Origin of the sequence: uncultured Rossellomorea sp. (assembly GCF_947488365.1) — a bacterium.
GTDB lineage: Bacteria > Bacillota > Bacilli > Bacillales > Bacillaceae_B > Rossellomorea.
Window position 1 is genome coordinate 400,194 of the sequence record NZ_CANKZT010000004.1, and the last position, 20,221, is coordinate 420,414.

The window sequence follows — 20,221 nt, forward strand, 5'->3', positions numbered from 1 at the left end:
TTAATCCTTCATGTTTCGACAAAATTCATATAGTGAAATAGTACCTGTCCCAATTTGAAAAAATCTCTCTGTAGGCTTAAAAATAGCTTTGACAATTGTCCTGGAACTAGCTATACTGACTTTAGATTATAAATAATCTGAAAATATAAAAATTTCAAATACCTTAATATGGTAGTTGAAAAGAACTAGGGGGGACCAATATGGAGAATCGTGCCCAGTTTGGAACACGAGCAGGATTTATTCTAGCTGCCGTCGGGTCAGCAATCGGTTTGGGAAACATTTGGCGTTTTCCGGCAGTAGCGTATGAAAATGGTGGAGGAGCATTCTTTATTCCTTATTTATTCGCTCTTCTAACAGCGGGAATTCCATTATTAGTACTTGAATTTACATTAGGTCATAAGTACCGTGGCTCAGCACCGCTATCTTATTTCCGTCTTAATAGGAAATCAGAGTGGCTTGGCTGGTGGCAGGTGTTAATTGCATTTGTTATTTCTACCTATTATGCCGTCATTATCGCGTGGGCGATGTCCTACAGTGTATTTTCTTTCAATCTAGGTTGGGGCAAGGATACAGAGTCATTCTTATTCAATGACTATTTAAAGCTTACGGTTGATCCTGGTCAAACGGGCAGTATCGTTCCTGGAGTATTCATTCCACTTGTCTTGGTCTGGGTGATTACATTAGGAATTCTTTTCAAAGGTGTAAAGAAAGGAATCGAAGTAGCGAATAAGATCTTTATTCCGGCACTAGTTATTTTATTCTTAATCATTGTTGTTCGCGCTTTAACATTACCTGGAGCATTGGATGGTCTGGACGCTTTCTTCAAACCGGATTTCAGCAAAATTGCTGATCCAAGTGTATGGGTAGCAGCATACGGACAGATTTTCTTCAGTTTATCAATCGCTTTTGCAATCATGATTACGTATTCGAGTTATCTTCCGAAGAAATCGGATATTACAAATAACGCGTTCATCACAGGATTCAGTAACTCGGGCTTTGAATTATTAGCAGGTATTGGAGTATTTGCTGCTTTAGGTTTCATGGCTCAATCTCAAGGTGTAGGTGTTCAGGAAGTAGTAAGCGGGGGAGTTGGATTGGCGTTTGTGGTATTCCCGCAAATCATTAATGAATTCCCGGCCCTTAACGGATTATTCGGATTCTTGTTCTTCGCTTCCCTGGTATTAGCAGGGCTGTCATCACTTATCTCGATTACAGAGACGTATGTAGCAGGTGTTTCTGAGAAGTTCGGGGTTTCCCGTACAAAAGCCGTCCTATTCGGTGGAGGACTTTCTGCGATCATCTCTATCTTATTTGCGACTCAAGGTGGATTACTGTTCCTGGATGCGGCAGACTACTTTATCAATCAGTTTGGTGTAGCATTCGCCGGATTAGTTGAAGTTGTAGTAATTGCCTGGTTCTTACGCAAGTTAGGTGCATTTCAATCCCACGCCAATGGAATCTCTGATATCCAGCTTGGTGCATGGTGGAAGATATGCTTAGGTGTCATCACACCAATCGTCCTTGGATGGATGATGTTCGGTTTATTCAAAATGAACCTACTAAAAGAATTTGAAACTGAAACTGGAAACTACGGTGGTTACTCGGATGCCTTCATTCTTTACAGTGGTTGGTTTGTTGCAGGATTCGCGATCCTCGCCGGTGTTGCTTTCTCCTTTAAACGCTGGCATGCAAAAACAGAAGCTGAGAGCTATAAGGAGGTAAGCTAATATGACTGGTAGCGCTATTGCAATGATGGTTGTAGGAATGGTCATCATCTGGGGTGGATTAGCAGCTAGTATCATGAACGCTGTTTCCAAATCCAAATCCAAAAAACAGGTATAAAAAGATGAAGCAGACGATGGGATAACCATTGTCTGCTTTTTTAACGTTTTTTGCTTTTGATTCTGTCTTGTCGTTCCCACATTCGTAAGTGAGGGTATGGATCAAAGGACCACTCCGTCAAGCCGTTATCCTTATACATCCCATAGTGCAAATGGGGAGGGAATTTTCCCGATGTTCCAGGAGGTCCATATCCCGAGCTCCCAACACCGCCTATGACCATACCGGGTTCAACCACTTGTCCTACGTGAAGATCTTTAGAGAAACCACTAAGGTGAGCAAAGTAATGATACGTATTATTAATGTCACGTATCCCGATCCGCCAGCCTCCATATCGGTTCCATCCTTTCATCTCAATGATTCCATACGATGTCGCTCTTACAGGTACACCATAATCAGCAAAGAGGTCCGTCCCTTCGTGAATTCGTCTTCCTCCCCAACCACGGGCATCACCCCAAGTGTTTCGATAACTGTAGTTGAACCTGAGGGGAAGGGGAAAGGCTTTCTGGTTTAAATGGATTGTACCGTATTGCTTATAAATTTTTGCATTTCCCATGATGATACTGACCGTTTTATCACGTTTGTAATAGTCCCACAGAGCAAGTTTGAAATTATCCCGGTCAATTCCGTACCGCAATATTACCTCTGTCAAAGCTGCCAATATATCTTCATCACTCTTCAGGCTCGCTTTACCGTCGAAGTCTCCATCCCGGCCCACTCCATTGAATAGAGCGATTGTTTCGGGATTGTCATCATCCGGATTAGGGTTTAGAGGGCCGACCCACTTTTCTGGCTCCATATAAATCGATATAAGAGAAGAGGGCTTTTCCCGATCTTTACGGGCAAACCGAAGACTCCTCTCGTACTGATCAATGGCAGCGAGATAGTACCAGGGAATTTGAGTAAGTGCCTCGCTTTTCTGGAATAACTCCATTCTCTTTGTGTGGATCTGTTCATCTGTCAGCTTTTCTGCTGCAAAGGTTTGACAAGGACTAATGAACATGCAAAAAGCCACAAAGGTAAAGACCAATCGTTTGTACAAAATAATCCCTCCATTTTTAGGGGCCTACTTCTAGTTTGTATCGTTCACCGGGATTCATAATCATCAATAAATGGTAATAGGGTATCACATGCTTGTTTTCGCTTTTTTAGTATGATAAAGTGACAAAAGAAGTATATTGATGATGGCTTTTTTTACATAAGATGAACGATCTAGAAAGCGTTTCACTCTTTGCCTAAGTCAGAATTATTTAGGATTGGAGATGAGGGGTATGAGCAAGAAAGATGAACATATTCGGAAACCGGATTGGCTTAAAATTAAGCTGAATACGAACGATAATTATATGGGCTTGAAGAAAATGATGCGTGAAAACAATCTTCACACGGTATGTGAAGAGGCTCGTTGTCCTAATATTCATGAATGTTGGGGAACTAGAAGAACAGCTACATTCATGATTCTTGGAGATATTTGTACAAGAGCATGCCGATTCTGCGCAGTAAAAACAGGCCTTCCAACTGAATTAGATCTGAAAGAACCAGAACGCGTTGCAGATTCTGTTCAATTAATGAATCTGAAGCATGTAGTTATCACAGCTGTTGCCCGTGATGACCTGAAAGATGGTGGATCACAAGTCTTTGCTGAAACAGTTCGTGCAATTCGTCGGAAAAGTCCATTCACTTCAATTGAAGTATTACCTTCTGATATGGGTGGAGTATTCGATAACATCAAAACACTGATGGATGCAAAACCAGACATTATGAATTACAATGTCGAAACCGTTCGTCGCTTGACTCCAAGAGTTCGTGCCCGTGCTACATATGACCGCACATTGGAATTTTTGCGTCGTGCTAAAGAATTAAACCCGGATATCCCAACAAAATCAAGTATCATGGTCGGTCTTGGGGAAACAAAGGAAGAAATCCTTGAAACAATGGATGACCTTCGTGCAAACCATGTTGATATTGTGACATTAGGTCAATACCTGCAGCCATCTAAGAAACACTTGAAAGTACAGAAATATTATCACCCGGATGAGTTTGCTGAACTACGTGAAGCAGCGATGCAAAAAGGCTTCAGTCACTGTGAAGCAGGTCCACTTGTTCGTTCTTCATACCATGCAGATGAGCAAGTTAACGCAGCTGCCAAAGCAAGACAAGCAGCCGGAGAGCAAGAAGTTCAAAAGGCATAATCATTTATATATAAAAGGACTGACCTGAAGGAGAAAATCTCTGACAGTCAGTCCTTTTTGTAGCTAAGTAGAGGATGACAAGGGATGCATTTAAGCATTTACGCCATAATGCTTCGCCTCTGGTCAGCCTCCTCCAATCTTACTTTTAATCGACCATGTTGTCTGTGTTGTCTTTTCGTTTTTGGCGATCTTTGTTAATTTTATGGACGTCGTCGTCCTGCATTTCGTATTTCTCAGATGTCATTTCACCATTTGGATTTTCACCTGCGTCTACATTTCTTCCCTGAGGAGAATCCTGCAGCATTAGGTTAATGGTATCATCGATAGCTGTGTTGGCGTTACGGCTATCACTATCCATCTTGGCAAGGTTCTCTACATTCCGCATCAGGCTCTTGTCATCAGTCACATAGACGTGGTACCAGCGGGGAATAACAGACATGGCTGTTTTCTTTACCTGATCGGCTACTTCAAAGCGACCATCTTTATCCTTTTTGTCGGTCACATATGAAATCAATACTTCTTCGTCTGTGACAAGAGTGGAACAATCTTTCACGTCAGGAAGAGCCACACTCATTTTGCTGATCGTGTCGGCTACTTGTTCACGATTGATGCTGTACATATCCTTGGTGGAAATGGTTTGACCACCTGTAGGACTTTTCTGTTGGCGAACATAACCGAAGTCCTCACCGCGGTGGGCTCCTTTTTTGGTCCAGCTATTTTCGTTGTACAGGTCTTCCCGGTCATTCACGTTTATGGTGTTTCCATTGTCGTGAAACATTTCCTCATTGGCCGTGTCGATTCCATCACAGGCAGTTCCGATTAGCGCAATACTTAAAACAGTTGTACCCAGAATGAATTTATTCAACTTAAACACCCCCTATTTGATAGGGTGACCATCTCTTATGACAATTTTTCATAGTAATTAATGGACAATCCGTTATAATTTAAGATAAGGAAATGAAAGTGGGTGGACGAAATGATTTGTGTGCAGAATACATGCTACGAAATCGTTGAGGAATTTAGAGACGGATTCAACGAGGAAGCATTTAAGGAAAGATATAGCGATATCTTAAGCAAATACGACTATATCCTTGGGGATTGGGGATATGGCCAGCTTCGTTTAAAGGGATTTTTCGATGACCACAATCAAAAAGCGTCATTTGATACAAAGGTAAGTACACATAAGGATTACTTGTACGAATATTGTAATTTTGGCTGCGCTTATTTTCTTTTGAAGAAAGTCAATAAATAATGGTGAAAGGAACAAACCGTCTGGTTTGTTCCTTTTGTATTTTTACTTATTTTCAGTATATGGAGGTTCTTCATTCACATCGGGGTCTGCATGAACAGGATGAGACCCAGGCTCCTGACGTGGAATATCCTGATGAAGTGATTTGTTTTCATAGTTGAAGGCACTGTAATACCGTTGTCCTTCTTCCCATGGAGTGCTTTTGTTCTCGACTGGAGTATGCTTTCCCCGCGGAGATCCGTAAGGTCCTTCAGGAAGTGTTTCTGGAACGATAAAATTGCGATACGTTTCAACATTAGAGAAGTCACTATATACTTCTTCTTCTTTGTCTCTAGGTTCTTTACTCATTTTATCTCCCACCTTTCATACTTGTAGTATGTGAGAGTGGGGTGGACTTCATTCTTCAGTGCACATTTTACAAAATGATTTCCCCTAAGAAGTCCCTCAATTCATCGGCTTCTTCCAGAGTTAACTTGAATACACTTTCTACATATCCGGGTTCATCAAGATCATCTCTGCCAACGATCGCAAATCGACTGCCTTGAAGGTCTAGTACCAAAGATTTACCATAATATCGATCTGTCTGGGTAATAGCTAAGTCGTACCGCTGATTTTCCCCCATAAAGCTCACAAATCGTGTTTTTGTATTTTCTGTATCATCGTATAAATAAAATCGTTCACTCATGACGATGTCCTCCTCTTTTTCTGCTTATTTCATCATAACAAACTGAAGTGAGTTTTGCAGGATGTACCTGTATGGTGATGGTGAAATTATGTTAGAATAAAGTGTGATGATATTATATCGTTCAGGAAGAGGTGGCACCATGTATTTCGTAGATAGAGAAAAGATTGAAGTGACATTGCTTTATATGAGTGAGCAGTTAATCATCGTTCGTTCCAATGATCAATGGAACTCCATAGTAGAAAAACTAGCCCTGGAGCGAATGGCTCATACGATCATTGAATCCGTACTTGATGTAGGGAACAGCATGATCGATGGGTTCATTATGAGAGACCCTGGAAGCTATGAAGACATCATTGACATCCTTTTGGATGAAAAGGTGATCGATGACAAGATGAGTAGAGACCTCAAGCTCCTTGTAGGCAATCGTAAGATACTTGTTCAGGAGTATACAGCCGTCAACCATGATCAATTACATAAGGTTTTAAACGAGGTATTCTACTCGTTAGAGAAGTTTCCTCAACAGGTTCGCAGCTACCTTGAAAATGAACTGGGACCTGTATCCGCATTTAAAAATTAATGAGATATGACAGCGCTTTCTGACCAGGAAGCGTTTTGTTTTATTTAAAGCTACATTTTATCGTAAATAGAACAGACTTTAAGGTGTTTGGGCATACTAAAACAATCATATGGAGGTAAACAATGAAAGAATATAAAGGATACTTAATCGATTTAGATGGCACGATGTATAAAGGGAAAGAAAAGATCGAGGAAGCGGGAGTATTCGTTAAACGTCTTCAGGAGAAGGGATTACCCTATCTGTTTGTAACAAACAATTCTTCAAGAAGACCTGAGCAGGTTGCAGAAAAGTTGCAGTCCTTTGCCATTCCTGCCACGAAGGAACAGATATTCACAACATCAATGGCGACAGCTCAGTATATAGCAAAGAAAAAACCAAATGGAACCGCATATGTCATCGGGGAAGAAGGAATTCGTTCGGCACTGGAAGATAGCGGGATTACTCTTAGGGATGAGAAACCGGATTTCGTAGTAGTGGGGATAGATCGTGACATTAATTACGAAAAATTGTCTCTCGCTTGCCTGGGTGTTAGAAATGGTGCTACTTTTATTTCAACCAATGGAGATATCGCCATTCCGACTGAAAGAGGATTGCTTCCTGGGAATGGTTCCCTGACGTCAGTTATCACCGTCTCCACACAAACAGAACCGACCTTTATCGGAAAGCCCGAATCGATCATTATGGAGCAAGCCCTATCTGTATTAGGGGTCCCGAAGGAAGACACGTTAATGGTTGGGGATAACTATGATACCGATATTTTGGCTGGAATCAATGCCGGACTCGATACGCTGCTTGTTCACACTGGAGTCACAACCAAAGAGGCTTTAAGTTCGAAGGATATTCAGCCGACCTACACAATTGATACATTAGACGAATGGGATATATAATAATAAAAAAGTGGAGGCTGTTTTTACAGTCTCCACCTTATAAGCCCTTCTGAATACAAAAATAGAAAAATGTCTTAAATTAGTAACACATTCATAATAGACAACCCTCGTTCGTATAAGTAAAATAGAACTAGTGTTAAAAGAAGTAATCAAAATACTATTTATACTTAAGGACCTACGTAATTGGTCCTTTTTGCTAATATCTATGCCTCTATAGATACTGTAGCAAGTAAAATAATAGCAGGAACGAGAATTATACTCCTAAAGTATTATATGGTTTTTCCTCTAACTAACTTTTCCATTACACATATTTGAGTACTCAGAAGGACTAGGAAGACAGGATCTGAAAAACAATAAGAATATTTTAAAAAAATATTACGAAATTAAGTGTAAAGGTATTAATCTAGGGTAAACATCAAAGGTAGTAGGGGACTATTAGCATTGATACCTTTTCAATTTCTAACTATTCTTTACGAATGCAAACAACTTTAAGAATGAAAGTCACTGTTTCATAATTGATTTTCGAAACATTCCACGTCATTTCTAAAGAATTTTTAAAAGGGTAGTGAGGTAATGAGTATTACAGTTACAGGACTTGTCGGAAAGAAAATAAGGTACCACAGAAGAGCAAAAGAAATCACCATACAAGAATTAAGTCACAAATGTGGATTGACGGTTAATTATATTTCGTTGATTGAAAAGGGAGAGGCAAACCCGTCCCTGAACAAGTTGAATGCCATTGTATGTGCTCTTGACGTTCAGTGGGAAGACATCATGCCGACTTGTGAAGAACACGAAGACATCTACAATCAAACGATTCTTTAATGAACTAATTTTCTCTTTTTAATTTCTTGTTCGATCAGAATGATAAAATCATTACTGAGTTTTAACTGTTTTGCTTCCTTGTATGCAGCGATAAGGGCTAGGTCACTTAGGAGTTGGACGTGATTTCATCTTGTTTATTTTTTGTATGTATGTGTGAACCCGTCTAATCCCGTTTAAGTGATGGCCTTTATTTGCTGTGTATTCGTTTAGAAGTCCTTGACACAACTATATTTATGGTAATTACAACTATAATTGTAATTATATAAAACTATTCATTGATGTGCAATAATAAAGTTAGTGAAAAGGAACTATTTATGTTTTATGTGATTTTTAGGGGATACAGTATGATTTATTTTGTCAGTTTTTAGGACACTTCTTCTTTCACTAAAAAAATCAGACGACGCCTGTCGTCTGATTTGGATACGTATTTTATTCCGTCTAGGCTTATTCTGCGCATTTAGCCCGGTGTGCCAGTCTACTTGATGCAGCTGCTGCAATTGCACCTACAATATCGTCCAAGAAGGTATGACACATACCAGATGATTTATCATTCAACCTCTCCAGGATTCCCGGCTTTTGTTTATCGATATAGCCGTAGTTTGTAAATCCAATCGATCCATATACATTAACAATTGAAAAGGCTAGAATTTCATCCACACCATATAAACCTTCATCTACTTCAATTATCGCCTGAAGCGGTTCTTCCAGCATTTTTTTCTCAGCTAATATATCAAGTTGAATACCCGTTAGTATCGCATTTTGCACTTCCCGCTTCGTTAACACACGTTCAACGTTATAGACACATTCCTTTAGTTCAAGATCAGGATGGTACTTTTGTTGAAGGTACATGACCAATTGAGCAATATCTTCAATCTCTACTCCTCTTTCATGCAGCCATTTACGTGCCGTTTTCTCTAATAAATCCATTGATTCTTTATCCTTCATCCTATTCACCTTTTCTTTGAAAGATTATAAAACCCCTATTTCGATTAGACGAAGCCTTGTTTTACACATATGATTCCCATTTGAAAAATAGACATAATAATAGCTTCTATTCTCATTCTTGCCCATCTCCAGTTTTAGATATTCATAATTGTCTATAAAGGTTGTTTTCATATAAAGTGCGTGAGTGGTAATGAAGTGATTTTGAAAGGAATTGACATTATGAAAAAGGACTTGTTTGACACGGATCACCCTGTGAAAAAAGATGGTTACTTTAGATAGGAGAGATCAATATGTCTCAAGAAATATTAATCAATCATTTTGGATTGCATCCAGAGCGGGCATTTTTTGATGGAATGATGGATCGATATATGGTCGGGGGATTAGTATATAGTATTGTGGGCGTATCGAATATGGAACAAGAAACCTTAGTGGAACTCTACAAATTGGCAGAACACCTAAAAAGTCAGGGAGATCGGCATGTTTCAACCTTCGTCCAGAGCAACGAAGGAAGATTCCTTGTGGTAGAAAAGGATAAAGATTATGTGGTGCTGCGAAATGAAAGCATCCAATCTCCCTCTGATAAAAAGATGGGCAGAAAGTTAAGCAAATTCCATTTCAGGGGACGGACCTTTGAAGAAAAAGTAGAGAAAATAAATCGTATGGGACAGTGGAAAAGTCTGTGGGAAAAGAGGCTTGCTCAGTTAGAGAAGGCTTATTATCAGGTTATTCAGGACCAGCCGGCTGACGAGTTTGAACGCCGCTTTGTTGAGAGCTACCCTTATTACAGTGCTTTGGCAGAAAACGCCATCCAGTACCTGGTTGACACGGAGCTTGATGAGGATCCGAAGCCAGAGGATGCGGGGACGGTTTGCCATGAGCGTTTTCTTCAATCCACATGGGGGACGGAAGTGTGCATTCATTTTCCATTCCAATGGGTGTTCGATCACTGCAGCCGGGACATAGCAGAGTGGGTGAGAGAACGCTATTTCATGAGAAGCCAAACGTTTCATCCTGAGCTCCAGGAATTCATCAGAGAGTATGAATCCATTACCCCACTCTCACCATTCTCTTGGAGACTGCTGTATTCACGTCTCTTGTTTCCCCTTCACTATTTCGAGTGCATAGAGGAGTATTATATTTCACAATCAGAACAGAAGAAGAAGGTAGTTGAAGATAAGCTGGAGCGCTATCTGAAAAACTCCCACCAATATGAAGCATTCCTGTCTGACTTTTATCATATGTCTGAAGTCCCCGTTAAAAAATGGGGAATTCCCCTTGTTACATGGCTGTAACATCGACGACCCTCCCAATCGGAACGGCCTTCACTTTTATGCTAAACTGTAGAAAAAGAGTGAAGGTAGGGACTACATATGAAGCCATCCATCTATATTACAAGAAAGTTGCCGGAATCAATCATTGCACCCTTGCAGAAAGAATTTGAAGTTGACATGTGGGAGCATGAAGATGTTTCGGTACCAAGAGACGTTCTTCTCCATAAAGCAGAGAGCGCCTCTGCTTTACTTACGATGTTATCGGACAAGATAGATCGGGAGCTGTTACAGAGATCTCCACAAGTAAGAGTCGTGGCAAATCTGGCTGTCGGCCATGACAATATAGACCTTGAAGCGGCAAAAGAATTAGGCATAACCATATGCAATACGCCTGATGTTCTAACGGAAACAACGGCTGATTTAACCTTTGCACTATTAATGGCTACGGCAAGACGAATCGTCGAAGCAGACCGTTATGTGAAAGAAGGAAAGTGGAAAAGCTGGTCACCCCTTTTATTAGCTGGCTTAGATATTCATCACAAAACCATTGGCATTCTCGGAATGGGAAGCATAGGTGAAGCTGTGGCAAGAAGAGCGAAGGGATTCAATATGAATGTTCTATATCATAATCGTTCCAGAAAATATGCAGTGGAACAAGACCTTGGTGTTCAATATGCAACATTGGAGAAACTCCTCACTCAATCGGATTTTGTCGTGGTTCTTGCTCCCTTAAACGAAGACACAAAAGGTATGTTTCAAGAAGAACAATTCTTATTGATGAAAAATACAGCGATTTTCATCAATGCAGCCCGTGGCCCGATCGTAAGTGAAGAAGCTTTAGAACAAGCGTTAAAGAGGGGAGATATTGCAGGGGCAGGATTAGATGTATTCGAAGCGGAGCCGATCGATGCAGACCATCCTCTTCTCAAGTTACATCAAGTGGTCGCACTTCCTCATATCGGCAGTTCCTCTAAAGAAACACGTTATGGGATGATGTCTTTATGTGTAGAGAATATTCATGCCGTATTAAAGGGAAAGAAACCGAGCACATCCCTATAGTCAAAAAGAAACAGGCTGAATCCAATGAAGGATTCAGCCTGTTTCATTAATGGTTTATTAGAATACTTGCTCTACTTCAACGATACCAGGAACTTCTTCCACTAATGCGCGTTCGATTCCTGCTTTTAATGTGATGGTTGAACTTGGGCAGCTTCCACAAGCACCTAGAAGGCGTAATTTTACAATACCATCTTCAACGTCCACTAGTTCACAGTCTCCACCATCGCGAAGTAGGAACGGACGTAATTTATCTAATACTTCCTGAACAGGTGCGATCATTTCGTTTTCAGCCATATTTATCTACTCCTTTCCTTACTCTCTATTATAATGACATATTCACAAAAAATCTATCAACCTGCAAACTATTGGGAATTTCTTTTTTGGAAATGGTTTTTTAATGAATTGTGGTGTAATATTATGGACCGTTCCTTTCCGCTACACTCTGTGCCACTAATTTTCATGCATTTTGAATCTCGCCAAACTTCACATTGCATAAGAAATTTTCAAAATGCAATGCCCAGTACAGAATTTACATATAATCGTTCCAACCCGGCTGTTTTTTTTGTAAAATAAACAAGAGAGGGAAACAAAGGGGAGAGAGTGACATGGAGAGAAAACCTGTTGAACTTTACGTGTATGGGGCAGAAATACTGTGTCCAAGCTGTGTAAACTTACCATCATCGAAAGAAACGTACGAATGGCTTGAGGCTGCTGTTAGTCGTAAGTATCCAAACCAGCCATTCGTGATTAAATATGTTGATATCCACAATCCTCCTGAAGATGAATTCGTTAAGCAGTTTGCTTCAAGAGTGATCGAAGAGGATATGTTTTATCCGATTGTTCTGTTAGAAGGGAATATTATCGGAGAAGGGAATCCCCGCTTAAAGACGATCTATTCTGAGCTTGAGAAATTTGGGTATAAAGCGGTTTGATTGATTGGGGTATTAGGGCTGTCCTTATTGGGAGAGTCCTTTTTAATGAAAGAAATAAAGCTGTACCTAAAAAAGAACCGCACATTGCGGTTCTTTTTTTCCATCATCCATTATGATATTTATACATCCATAACACACCGGATTTCAACAATCGAGCGACGCGACCTGTGATGGAGCGCTCGTTTACCAGACCGAAACCATGTTTCTTTCCGAGTGAGCCGAGAATTCCTTTTAGCTTAATCTTAGGTAATTCTGCCGGCAGCGGTTCATTCTTCCAACGTTTAAGTAAGACTGTCACGATTTGTTCCGCTTGTCCCTCAGCAAGCTGGGCACTTGGAGCTTGAGGAAGGCTTGCGCAGTCACCAACCACGTAAACATTCTCATCCTGAGGCAGGTTATGATACTTTGTCAGAATAACGCGACCGCTTGCATCTTTTTCAACATCCATATCTCGGACGACTTTGCTTGGTTGAATTCCTGCTGTCCATACGATGGCATCGCAAAAAATTTGTTCTTCATGGTTATGAAGGGTGTTTGGTTCCACTTTTGTGATGTTCGAGCCGTTGACGATGTCTACATCATTCTCGTCGAACCAACTGTGAACATAAGAACTTAACCGTTCAGGGAAGGCATTAAGAATACGCGGACCACGATCGAATAGCTTAATTTTCAAATCAGAACGGCTTTCACGAAGCTCACTCGCAAGCTCGATCCCGCTTAAGCCGGCTCCAACAATTCCTACGATCGAACCAGCTGGAAGATTACATAAGGTTTGGTATGTTTTACGGGATTTTTCAATTGTTTGAATGGAGTAAGTATGTTCGTCAGCACCGGGAACATTATGATATTTATCCTCACAACCGAGTCCAATCACAAGGTCGTCATAAGGAACTGGATCTTGATCTTTCATATTTACGAGTTTGTTTTCCATGTCCACTCCGGAAATATCTCCGTACACATAGGATAAACGGGCATGTTCCGGGAATGATACGCGTACATGTTGATCTGAAATCGTACCAGCAGCTAATGCGTAGTATTCAGTTTTAAGACAGTGGTAAGGATTTCGGTCAATCAGGGTAATCGATACATCTTCAGGTAATTGGTTGGGTAATAAGCGAAGAAGAACTCGCATATTACCGTATCCTCCACCAAGCAGCACTAATTGTTTCATGAAAAATTTCCCCTTTTTTGCACTCTACATTATTGTTGAAATAGTGTGTTTGTATATGATTTATATCCCTATAGTTGTATGGGACAGGATTCAAAGGACATTCACGTTAAAACGGGTCCTGAAAAAGTAAGCATTTTCAATATGAAGCATAATTCGAGCAATTATCACATTAATAAACCTATTAACATTAAAAGTATATCGAAATAGTGGCGTTTTCACAACAGAAATAAGCGAAAATGTTCACAATCTGTTATACCATTACATGGAACTCAAATGATTGACGATATTGATAAAAAAAGGTAGCATAACAAAGAGTAGTGAGGTGATAGAATTGAAACCTATTATAGAATTTTGTATAAGCAATCTTGCTAGTGGTGCGCAAAAAGCGCTTGAGATATTAGAAAGGGACCCCAACCTTGATGTCATTGAGTACGGATGCCTGGGTTACTGCGGAAAATGCGCACAATCCTTTTATGCTCTCGTCAATGGTGAAGTCGTAACAGGGGACACACCTGAAGAACTGGTGGATCATATCTATCAGTTCCTGGAAGATAATCCGATGTTCTAAAGAAAAGCTGGTCTTGTGACTGGCTTATTTTTTTTGTCTTATTGAATTCTTTTTCCTCTAAAGTAGCAACAAACATGATCAAAAGAGCCCAATAAAAAGTTTTCTTACATTCATTCACCAAAGCTCCTTTGGTTGAGTAGTAAAATAGAAAGGAGTATACTAAGTAGTAAGAAATGAAAAGGTTGGGGGTGTAGTAAATGAGTGAAGTTGTCATTCTAACAGAAGCCGCTGCCCTTCAGATTAAAGATATGATGAAGGAACATGACGAAACAGATGCCATGTTGCGAGTAGCGGTAAAAGGGGGAGGCTGCAGCGGCCTTTCTTACGGTATGGGATTTGAACATGAGCTTCAAGATGGAGATACAACACTGGAACAACATGGAATAAAGCTTGTTGTAGCTAAAAATGATGCTGCTATCTTGAACGGTACTAAAATAGATTACAAGCAGTCCATGATGGGCGGCGGGTTCACCATCGACAATCCGAACGCCATCGCTTCATGCGGATGCGGATCATCATTCGTGACGGCGACGAATAAGGGTACGCCGGAGAACTGCTAATGATTAAAAGGGACGGACCTCCAAAGTGGAGGTCCGTCCCTTTTCAAGTATCAATGAATATTCTTTAACGCTTCTTCGACAGGTGTGTCACCGCTTAAGATCTCGAATACTTTGTGATTGGTTTCTTCGATTGTCAAGGCGTCGACAAGTACTTTCGCGACATCTTCACGGGAAATGTCTCTGCTTTTGTCTTCAATGGAAGTGGCTGCTTCAATTTTTCCAGTTGCATCATCAAATGAAAGGGAGCCAGGGCGGACGATCGTGTAGTTTAGGCCGCTTTCCTTCAAGTGGGAATCCGCTGCACCTTTTGCTTTTAAGTAGAATTGCAATTCATCCGGGCCGCTTGACGGGTTATCGGCACCCATTGAGCTAAGCATCACAAAACGCTCAATTCCCATCTTCTTCGCATAATCCACCGCTTTTTTTGCACCCTCCTGGTCAATGGCAAGAGTTTTATCGTCACCGGTCGATCCGCCACTACCAGCTGCAAATATAACGGCATTTACATTCTCAAGAGCGTATGAAAAGTCCTGCTCCAGGTCTGCAACAATCGGTCTTGCCCCTAAATCTTCCATATCCTTCGCTTGTTCTGTTTTTCGAATCATGGCTCTCACGAAATGCTGACTGCTATTTGAAAGTTCTTTCACTATGTGACGGCCAGTGTGACCATTTGCTCCAATAACTAATACATTCATTCTCTCCATCATCCTTTATCTAAGTTTTTGTCTTATTATTGGTCTACCCATTCATTGCTAAAATAAACAAATCAATGGGTGATGATGGAAATCACTCGTATACGTGGATGTTTGATGCATATCAGGTCACGTTGCTTCTTCGATTGGATATTCCGTTTCATAAGAGCTGCCATCTTTTTGCTGTTTTCCTTTGGGTGTTGTCTCCTCCAAATGAAAAAGAGGCTTAGGAATACATATCCTAAAACCTCCCTAATAATAGTCTTTAATCTGTAAACATGGATGTACTGTGCATCGGTTGGACTCTTGCCTTAGGGTCCATATATGCTTTGGCATTGTTAACAGCTGTCGGTGCCTCACCAAATCCGCTTGCAATAAGCTTCACTTTACCGTCGTACGTACTAATATCACCTGCTGCGTATATACCTGGAATATTCGTTTCCATTCTTGAGTTGACAACGATCGAATTCTTTTCAATCTCAAGGCCCCAGTCCTTAATCGGACCAAGAGAAGAAACAAATCCAAAGTTTACGATTAACTCATCAAGATCAATAATTTCCTTCTCATCACCCTTAGTTTCTTCTAAAATCAATTGATTGATTTTGTTATCATCCACAACCAGTTCTGAAGGGACATAAGGTGTCTTAAGTTCAACCGTAGAATTGTGCAGGTTTTCCACACTATGCTCATGTGCCCTGAATTTATCTCTTCTGTGGACGAGGTAGACTTTTTCTGCAATCGGCTCAAGCATAAGCGCCCAGTCAACGGCAGAATCACCACCACCACAAATGACAACTTTCTTGCCTCTAAAATGTTCCAGGTTATCAACAAAGTAATGAAGATTCTTACCTTCAAATTCAGACGCATGCTCTAGTTCCAGGCGTCGAGGCTGGAAAGCACCGTTCCCTGCTGTGATGATGATCGTTCTGGAAAAATGAATCTCTTTATCGGTTGTGAGCTTAAACATGCCATCAGCCTGTTTTTCTACACCTTCCACAGCTTGCTCCAAACAGATCGTCGTCTCAAACTTTGCCATCTGCTCTTTTAAATTATTGACAAGATCCTGGGCTTTCACTTTAGGAAAACCGGCAACATCATATATGTATTTCTCAGGATATAGAGTAGCCAGCTGGCCCCCGAGTTGTGGTAAACTTTCAATAATCTTAACTGATGCTTTTCTCATGCCGCCATAGAACGCCGTAAACAATCCAGTAGGACCGCCGCCTATGATCGTAATATCATACACTTTTTGATCTTCCTTCAACTAGATCCCTCCAACAATTAAGATGTATTTCACTTTAATTTATTCTATCATAGAGCGATCGATTCTTCACAATAATTGAAATTATAATTGGGAATAATCAGTCTTTTTGAGGAGTGGAGTTTCAGACTTTTGGGGGAGATAAATGATCATCCGTTTTCGGGTTGTCCAGCTCCAGGACTAGAGCCGCCTCCGCTTTTCGGTGATGTCCAGCTCCGGCGGCTAGTCCCTCGAGGTCATAAGCCAAGAACGCCAAAAAGGCAAAGGGCGCCTTTCCGGCGTTCTCGTCTTATGCTTGTCGGGCCTGAGCAAGCCGCCTCCGCTTTTCGAGTTGTCCAGCTCCGGCAGCTAGAGGCTCGAGGTCATAAGTCAAACCTGCCAAAAAGGCAAAGAACGCCTTTCCGGCAGGTACCTTATGCTTGTCGCCTCTGAGCAAGCCGCCTTCGCTTTTCGGAATATTCTTAAGTTTTCAATTTCCTATATATATCTTGAAAATGCATGGTAAAAAGAATATTATGTAATGTAGGCATAATGTTAAGAATTTATGACAATTCTCGCATAAGTATGTAGTAGTTCGTGAAATACGTCACATACTTTCTTGTTTATCGTTTTTATTTATTTTTTATACAATCCTTTCCTCTTAATTGAAGGAAAACTTCTCGTTTGATTTGTTTCAGTTTCTTTCCTATAGGGAAAAAGGTAATAGCATCAGATTGAACGGGATAAAAAAGCATGATGTGGAGGACTCTAAGAGTATCCAAAGCAAATTTATCAAAAAAGGTGGATGTGATTCAGTTGAGAAAGCCAAGAATCGTTGTATTAGGTGCAGGTTATGGTGGATTAATGACGGTAACTCGTCTTCAAAAGCAATTAGGTACAAATGAAGCAGAAATTATTTTAGTTAATAAAAATGATTATCACTACGAAACCACTTGGTTACACGAAGCTTCTGCAGGTACACTTCATCATGATCGTGTACGTTACAACATTAAAGATGTTGTCAATACAAGCAAAGTAAACTTCTTACAAGCTACTGTTGAAGATATTAAAGTAGAAGAAAAGAAAGTCATCACAAGTGACGGTGAAGTAGAATTCGATTACCTGGTCGTTGCATTAGGTGCAGAATCTGAGACTTTCGGTATCCAGGGTCTTCATGAGCATGCTTTCATGATTTCGAACATCAACTCTGCCCGTCAAATCCGTGAGCATATCGAATTACAATTTGCTACGTATAAAAACGAAGAAGAGAAAAACGATGACCGCCTTACAATCGTTGTAGGTGGAGCAGGCTTCACTGGTATCGAATTCTTAGGTGAATTAGGAAACCGTGTACCTGAACTTTGTCACGAATATGATATCGATCGTAAGAAAGTACGTATTGTGTGCGTGGAAGCTGCACCAATGATCCTTCCTGGATTCGATCCTGAGCTAGTGAAGTATGCTCGTGCCAAGCTTGAGAAAAAAGGTGTAGAATTCCACATCGGAACTCCACTTAAACAAGCGACAGCGGACAGCGTATTAATCGCTAAAGGTGAAGATGAAGTAGAAGAAATCAAGGCTGGTACGATCGTATGGGCTGCAGGTGTACGCGGTAACTCCATCATCGAAAGAGCGGGAATTGAAAATATGCGTGCCCGTGTGAAAATCAACAAAGATCTTCGCGCTCCAGGTCATGATAACATCTTCATCATCGGTGACTGTTCACTAATGATCAATGAAGAGACAGAGCGTCCGTACCCTCCGACTGCACAAATTGCGATGCAACAAGGGGAAGTATGTGCCCGTAACATTGCTTCTTTACTACACGGGAAAGATCATATGGAAGAATTCACTCCAGACATTAAAGGAACAGTATGTTCACTGGGTGAAGACGATGCAATCGGTGTCGTTTACGGTAAGAAAATCACTGGGACAAAAGCTTCCTTCATGAAGAAAGTAGTCGACAACCGCGCTCTTTACATGGTTGGTGGGCCATCACTTGTCTTCAAAAAAGGAAAGTTCAAGTTCTTTTAATTCTTAAATCATATAGTGAAAAGCAGGGTGGTTTCCACTCTGCTTTTTGTTATGGGGAGATGTTGATGGGGGTGTTTGCAGTGAAAAGAGGGAAAGTTTGGCTGGCGGTTGCCGGACTGGTCATTGATGAAAGTGGTAAATGGCTTGTGGTGAAAAAGAAATACAGCGGATTAAAAGGTATGTGGTCTTTACCAGCAGGCTTCGTCAATGCAGGAGAAACAGTAGACGAAGCGGTCATTAGAGAAGTGAGAGAGGAAACAGGTTTACAAACGTCGGTCAAAGGAATCATCGGAGTAAGATCAGGAGTCATCCAGAATGACATTAGTGACAACATGGTGATCTTTCTGTTGGAAAATAAGAAAACTTCTTCTATCCTTATCGAAGAAAAAGAATTGTGGGATGTTGGGTGGAAGTCGCCTCAAGAATTATTAGAGGATGATAAAACATCCGTGATGGTGCATGAGATGATAAAAGCAATGACATTCCAACATAAGTTAAATCCGATTGAAGGGATAAACCCAGGAAATCAGTTCGGATACACTCAATACAAATTATTTTTATAAAATTCTGTAAACTTTAAGAAAAAAAGAGATAATGAAAGAAAAACATAAATGTATTCGCTTTCTTAGAGGTACATCCCTTCTAATGTCCCTTTTCTTTATTCTGGATAGATGATATATTATCAGAAAATTAAGAAATTAAAGAAAAGGGAGAGGGAATGATGAGAGCTACTGCAAGTACTAAAACAAAATACTGTCTTTACTGTTCAGGAAAAGGATACTTTCAGTTAGTATTAGGTGGTTCTGAAACGTGTCCGTGCTGCGGAGGCAGCGGGAAGCAAAAATAAGCTCTAAAAGTTAGATGGCAAAAGCAGGCCTAATGAAGGTTGATACTTCGTTTATGAAGTATGAATACTGACATTGGGTCTGTTTTTTATGTCTGCATGATAAATAAGTTTATTTTGTGAATAAGCCACAAAACTTCCTTGAAAATATTGACGCTTTCATTTCACTCGGGGTACACTATTATTTAGTGTTTATGGAGGTGTAAACGGTACAATGCCTATACATGTAATGATTATTTCGATGCTTTTATTTTTTGTTCTATTTTTCGGAATAGGTTTTTTGTTAAATATGTTATTGCGTATGACGTGGATTATGGCTATCATTTATCCAATTGTTGTTATTTTTATCGTAGACGATGTTCGTTTTATAGATTATTTTCGAAATGCAGGCGGGTCGTTTTCTGAGTTAGGTACGAAAATCAGCCACTTGGCTGTAGCCGATCTTGTGATTTTGGGAAGTGGATTGGCAGGAGCGATTCTGGCAGGAGTCGTGATGAGGATTTTAAGAGCAAAAGGATATCGCATGTTTTAACCGCATCCGTTTAACCGAGACATCTTTCTCGAGTTGAACGGTTTTTTATTATGACTTTTTATAAAAATTGTACATACTAGTTGAAGTAGGAAATATCATCGTCAGCCCCTGTAAAGTCGCAT

Annotated in this window: 25 protein-coding genes and 1 pseudogene; 16 read left to right on the forward strand and 10 right to left on the reverse strand. The window is 40.5% G+C overall.

Annotated features, from left to right (window positions below; translation table 11 throughout):
* Nucleotides 1-200 precede the first annotated feature (200 nt).
* Nucleotides 201-1,727 carry a sodium-dependent transporter gene (locus Q1B03_RS16435; protein WP_299743697.1) on the forward strand — a complete coding sequence of 509 codons (1,527 nt, stop codon included), beginning with the start codon at nucleotides 201-203 and terminating at the stop codon, nucleotides 1,725-1,727.
* A gap of 1 nt (nucleotide 1,728) precedes the next feature.
* Entirely contained in the window at nucleotides 1,729-1,842 is a 114-nt protein-coding gene (locus Q1B03_RS16440) for a methionine/alanine import family NSS transporter small subunit (protein ID WP_299743700.1), read from the forward strand.
* A 40-nt stretch (nucleotides 1,843-1,882) separates the two neighbouring features.
* Here Q1B03_RS16440 and Q1B03_RS16445 read toward each other — a convergent pair whose 3' ends face one another.
* Nucleotides 1,883-2,842 carry a M23 family metallopeptidase gene (locus Q1B03_RS16445; RefSeq protein ID WP_299744020.1) on the reverse strand — a complete coding sequence of 320 codons (960 nt, stop codon included), beginning with the start codon at nucleotides 2,840-2,842 and terminating at the stop codon, nucleotides 1,883-1,885.
* Nucleotides 2,843-3,110: 268 nt separating this feature from the next.
* Here Q1B03_RS16445 and lipA point away from each other — a divergent pair, with 268 nt between their 5' ends.
* Nucleotides 3,111-4,028: a lipoyl synthase gene (gene lipA, locus Q1B03_RS16450; RefSeq protein ID WP_299743703.1), complete on the forward strand. Its 918-nt coding sequence runs from the start codon at nucleotides 3,111-3,113 to the stop codon at nucleotides 4,026-4,028.
* 145 nt (nucleotides 4,029-4,173) lie between these two features.
* Here lipA and Q1B03_RS16455 read toward each other — a convergent pair whose 3' ends face one another.
* Nucleotides 4,174-4,902, reverse strand: coding sequence for a YhcN/YlaJ family sporulation lipoprotein (locus tag Q1B03_RS16455; RefSeq protein WP_299743705.1), 729 nt, complete (start codon nucleotides 4,900-4,902; stop codon nucleotides 4,174-4,176).
* A gap of 102 nt (nucleotides 4,903-5,004) precedes the next feature.
* Here Q1B03_RS16455 and Q1B03_RS16460 point away from each other — a divergent pair, with 102 nt between their 5' ends.
* Entirely contained in the window at nucleotides 5,005-5,280 is a 276-nt protein-coding gene (locus Q1B03_RS16460; protein ID WP_299744023.1) for a YutD family protein, read from the forward strand.
* A 42-nt stretch (nucleotides 5,281-5,322) separates the two neighbouring features.
* Here the strand turns inward: Q1B03_RS16460 and Q1B03_RS16465 are convergent, their stop codons facing one another.
* Both Q1B03_RS16465 and Q1B03_RS16470 read right to left on the reverse strand, forming a co-directional pair.
* Nucleotides 5,323-5,625, reverse strand: a complete 303-nt coding sequence (locus tag Q1B03_RS16465; RefSeq protein ID WP_044338153.1) for a hypothetical protein — start codon at nucleotides 5,623-5,625, stop codon at nucleotides 5,323-5,325.
* Between the two features lie 67 nt (nucleotides 5,626-5,692).
* Nucleotides 5,693-5,962, reverse strand: a complete 270-nt coding sequence (locus Q1B03_RS16470) for a DUF3055 domain-containing protein (RefSeq protein WP_299743716.1) — start codon at nucleotides 5,960-5,962, stop codon at nucleotides 5,693-5,695.
* 139 nt (nucleotides 5,963-6,101) lie between these two features.
* Between Q1B03_RS16470 and Q1B03_RS16475 the strand changes: the two genes are divergently transcribed.
* The 3 genes from Q1B03_RS16475 (at nucleotide 6,102) to Q1B03_RS16485 (ending at nucleotide 8,251) form a co-directional block, all read left to right on the forward strand.
* Nucleotides 6,102-6,539 carry a DUF86 domain-containing protein gene (locus Q1B03_RS16475; RefSeq protein ID WP_299743719.1) on the forward strand — a complete coding sequence of 146 codons (438 nt, stop codon included), beginning with the start codon at nucleotides 6,102-6,104 and terminating at the stop codon, nucleotides 6,537-6,539.
* A 122-nt stretch (nucleotides 6,540-6,661) separates the two neighbouring features.
* Complete coding sequence (locus tag Q1B03_RS16480; protein WP_299743721.1) at nucleotides 6,662-7,426, forward strand: TIGR01457 family HAD-type hydrolase; 765 nt, start codon at nucleotides 6,662-6,664, stop codon at nucleotides 7,424-7,426.
* A 573-nt stretch (nucleotides 7,427-7,999) separates the two neighbouring features.
* Complete coding sequence (locus tag Q1B03_RS16485; protein WP_299743724.1) at nucleotides 8,000-8,251, forward strand: helix-turn-helix domain-containing protein; 252 nt, start codon at nucleotides 8,000-8,002, stop codon at nucleotides 8,249-8,251.
* Here Q1B03_RS16485 and sda read toward each other — a convergent pair.
* Both sda and Q1B03_RS16495 read right to left on the reverse strand, forming a co-directional pair.
* Nucleotides 8,248-8,349 (reverse strand): annotated as a pseudogene (gene sda, locus Q1B03_RS16490) (sporulation histidine kinase inhibitor Sda); the annotation flags it as partial. The gene Q1B03_RS16485 and the pseudogene sda overlap by 4 nt on opposite strands.
* Before the next feature lie 346 nt (nucleotides 8,350-8,695).
* The gene (locus tag Q1B03_RS16495) at nucleotides 8,696-9,196 is read right to left on the reverse strand and encodes a phosphatidylglycerophosphatase A (RefSeq protein ID WP_113968983.1); all 501 of its coding nucleotides are present in this window, start codon (nucleotides 9,194-9,196) and stop codon (nucleotides 8,696-8,698) included.
* A 290-nt stretch (nucleotides 9,197-9,486) separates the two neighbouring features.
* On the opposite strand from Q1B03_RS16495, the gene yutH reads away from it, so the two are divergent.
* Together yutH and Q1B03_RS16505 are read left to right on the forward strand one after the other, a co-directional pair.
* Nucleotides 9,487-10,488, forward strand: coding sequence for a spore coat putative kinase YutH (yutH, locus tag Q1B03_RS16500; RefSeq protein ID WP_299743731.1), 1,002 nt, complete (start codon nucleotides 9,487-9,489; stop codon nucleotides 10,486-10,488).
* A 78-nt stretch (nucleotides 10,489-10,566) separates the two neighbouring features.
* Entirely contained in the window at nucleotides 10,567-11,526 is a 960-nt protein-coding gene (locus tag Q1B03_RS16505) for a D-glycerate dehydrogenase (protein WP_299743734.1), read from the forward strand.
* A 57-nt stretch (nucleotides 11,527-11,583) separates the two neighbouring features.
* Here Q1B03_RS16505 and Q1B03_RS16510 read toward each other — a convergent pair whose 3' ends face one another.
* The gene (locus Q1B03_RS16510) at nucleotides 11,584-11,820 is read right to left on the reverse strand and encodes a NifU family protein (protein ID WP_034763763.1); all 237 of its coding nucleotides are present in this window, start codon (nucleotides 11,818-11,820) and stop codon (nucleotides 11,584-11,586) included.
* A gap of 311 nt (nucleotides 11,821-12,131) precedes the next feature.
* Here Q1B03_RS16510 and Q1B03_RS16515 point away from each other — a divergent pair, with 311 nt between their 5' ends.
* Nucleotides 12,132-12,458: a YuzD family protein gene (locus tag Q1B03_RS16515; protein ID WP_299743742.1), complete on the forward strand. Its 327-nt coding sequence runs from the start codon at nucleotides 12,132-12,134 to the stop codon at nucleotides 12,456-12,458.
* Nucleotides 12,459-12,561: 103 nt separating this feature from the next.
* Here the strand turns inward: Q1B03_RS16515 and Q1B03_RS16520 are convergent, their stop codons facing one another.
* Nucleotides 12,562-13,629, reverse strand: coding sequence for an NAD(P)/FAD-dependent oxidoreductase (locus tag Q1B03_RS16520; protein ID WP_299743745.1), 1,068 nt, complete (start codon nucleotides 13,627-13,629; stop codon nucleotides 12,562-12,564).
* Between the two features lie 331 nt (nucleotides 13,630-13,960).
* Here Q1B03_RS16520 and Q1B03_RS16525 point away from each other — a divergent pair, with 331 nt between their 5' ends.
* Nucleotides 13,961-14,197 (forward strand): YuzB family protein, encoded by a 237-nt coding sequence (locus tag Q1B03_RS16525; protein ID WP_258549604.1) that lies wholly within the window; start codon nucleotides 13,961-13,963, stop codon nucleotides 14,195-14,197.
* A gap of 197 nt (nucleotides 14,198-14,394) precedes the next feature.
* Complete coding sequence (locus tag Q1B03_RS16530; RefSeq protein ID WP_299743748.1) at nucleotides 14,395-14,757, forward strand: iron-sulfur cluster assembly accessory protein; 363 nt, start codon at nucleotides 14,395-14,397, stop codon at nucleotides 14,755-14,757.
* A 50-nt stretch (nucleotides 14,758-14,807) separates the two neighbouring features.
* Here the strand turns inward: Q1B03_RS16530 and Q1B03_RS16535 are convergent, their stop codons facing one another.
* Both Q1B03_RS16535 and Q1B03_RS16540 read right to left on the reverse strand, forming a co-directional pair.
* Complete coding sequence (locus tag Q1B03_RS16535; RefSeq protein WP_299743751.1) at nucleotides 14,808-15,452, reverse strand: SDR family oxidoreductase; 645 nt, start codon at nucleotides 15,450-15,452, stop codon at nucleotides 14,808-14,810.
* 262 nt (nucleotides 15,453-15,714) lie between these two features.
* Nucleotides 15,715-16,713, reverse strand: coding sequence for an NAD(P)/FAD-dependent oxidoreductase (locus Q1B03_RS16540; RefSeq protein ID WP_299743754.1), 999 nt, complete (start codon nucleotides 16,711-16,713; stop codon nucleotides 15,715-15,717).
* Nucleotides 16,714-17,505: 792 nt separating this feature from the next.
* Between Q1B03_RS16540 and Q1B03_RS16545 the strand changes: the two genes are divergently transcribed.
* The 4 genes from Q1B03_RS16545 (at nucleotide 17,506) to Q1B03_RS16560 (ending at nucleotide 20,099) form a co-directional block, all read left to right on the forward strand.
* Nucleotides 17,506-18,723, forward strand: coding sequence for an NAD(P)/FAD-dependent oxidoreductase (locus Q1B03_RS16545; RefSeq protein ID WP_299744027.1), 1,218 nt, complete (start codon nucleotides 17,506-17,508; stop codon nucleotides 18,721-18,723).
* A gap of 65 nt (nucleotides 18,724-18,788) precedes the next feature.
* Nucleotides 18,789-19,286, forward strand: a complete 498-nt coding sequence (locus tag Q1B03_RS16550; RefSeq protein ID WP_299743757.1) for an NUDIX domain-containing protein — start codon at nucleotides 18,789-18,791, stop codon at nucleotides 19,284-19,286.
* A gap of 158 nt (nucleotides 19,287-19,444) precedes the next feature.
* Nucleotides 19,445-19,570, forward strand: a complete 126-nt coding sequence (locus Q1B03_RS16555; RefSeq protein WP_172655674.1) for a YuiA family protein — start codon at nucleotides 19,445-19,447, stop codon at nucleotides 19,568-19,570.
* A gap of 211 nt (nucleotides 19,571-19,781) precedes the next feature.
* The gene (locus Q1B03_RS16560; RefSeq protein WP_299743760.1) at nucleotides 19,782-20,099 is read left to right on the forward strand and encodes a YuiB family protein; all 318 of its coding nucleotides are present in this window, start codon (nucleotides 19,782-19,784) and stop codon (nucleotides 20,097-20,099) included.
* Nucleotides 20,100-20,221: the final 122 nt, after the last annotated feature.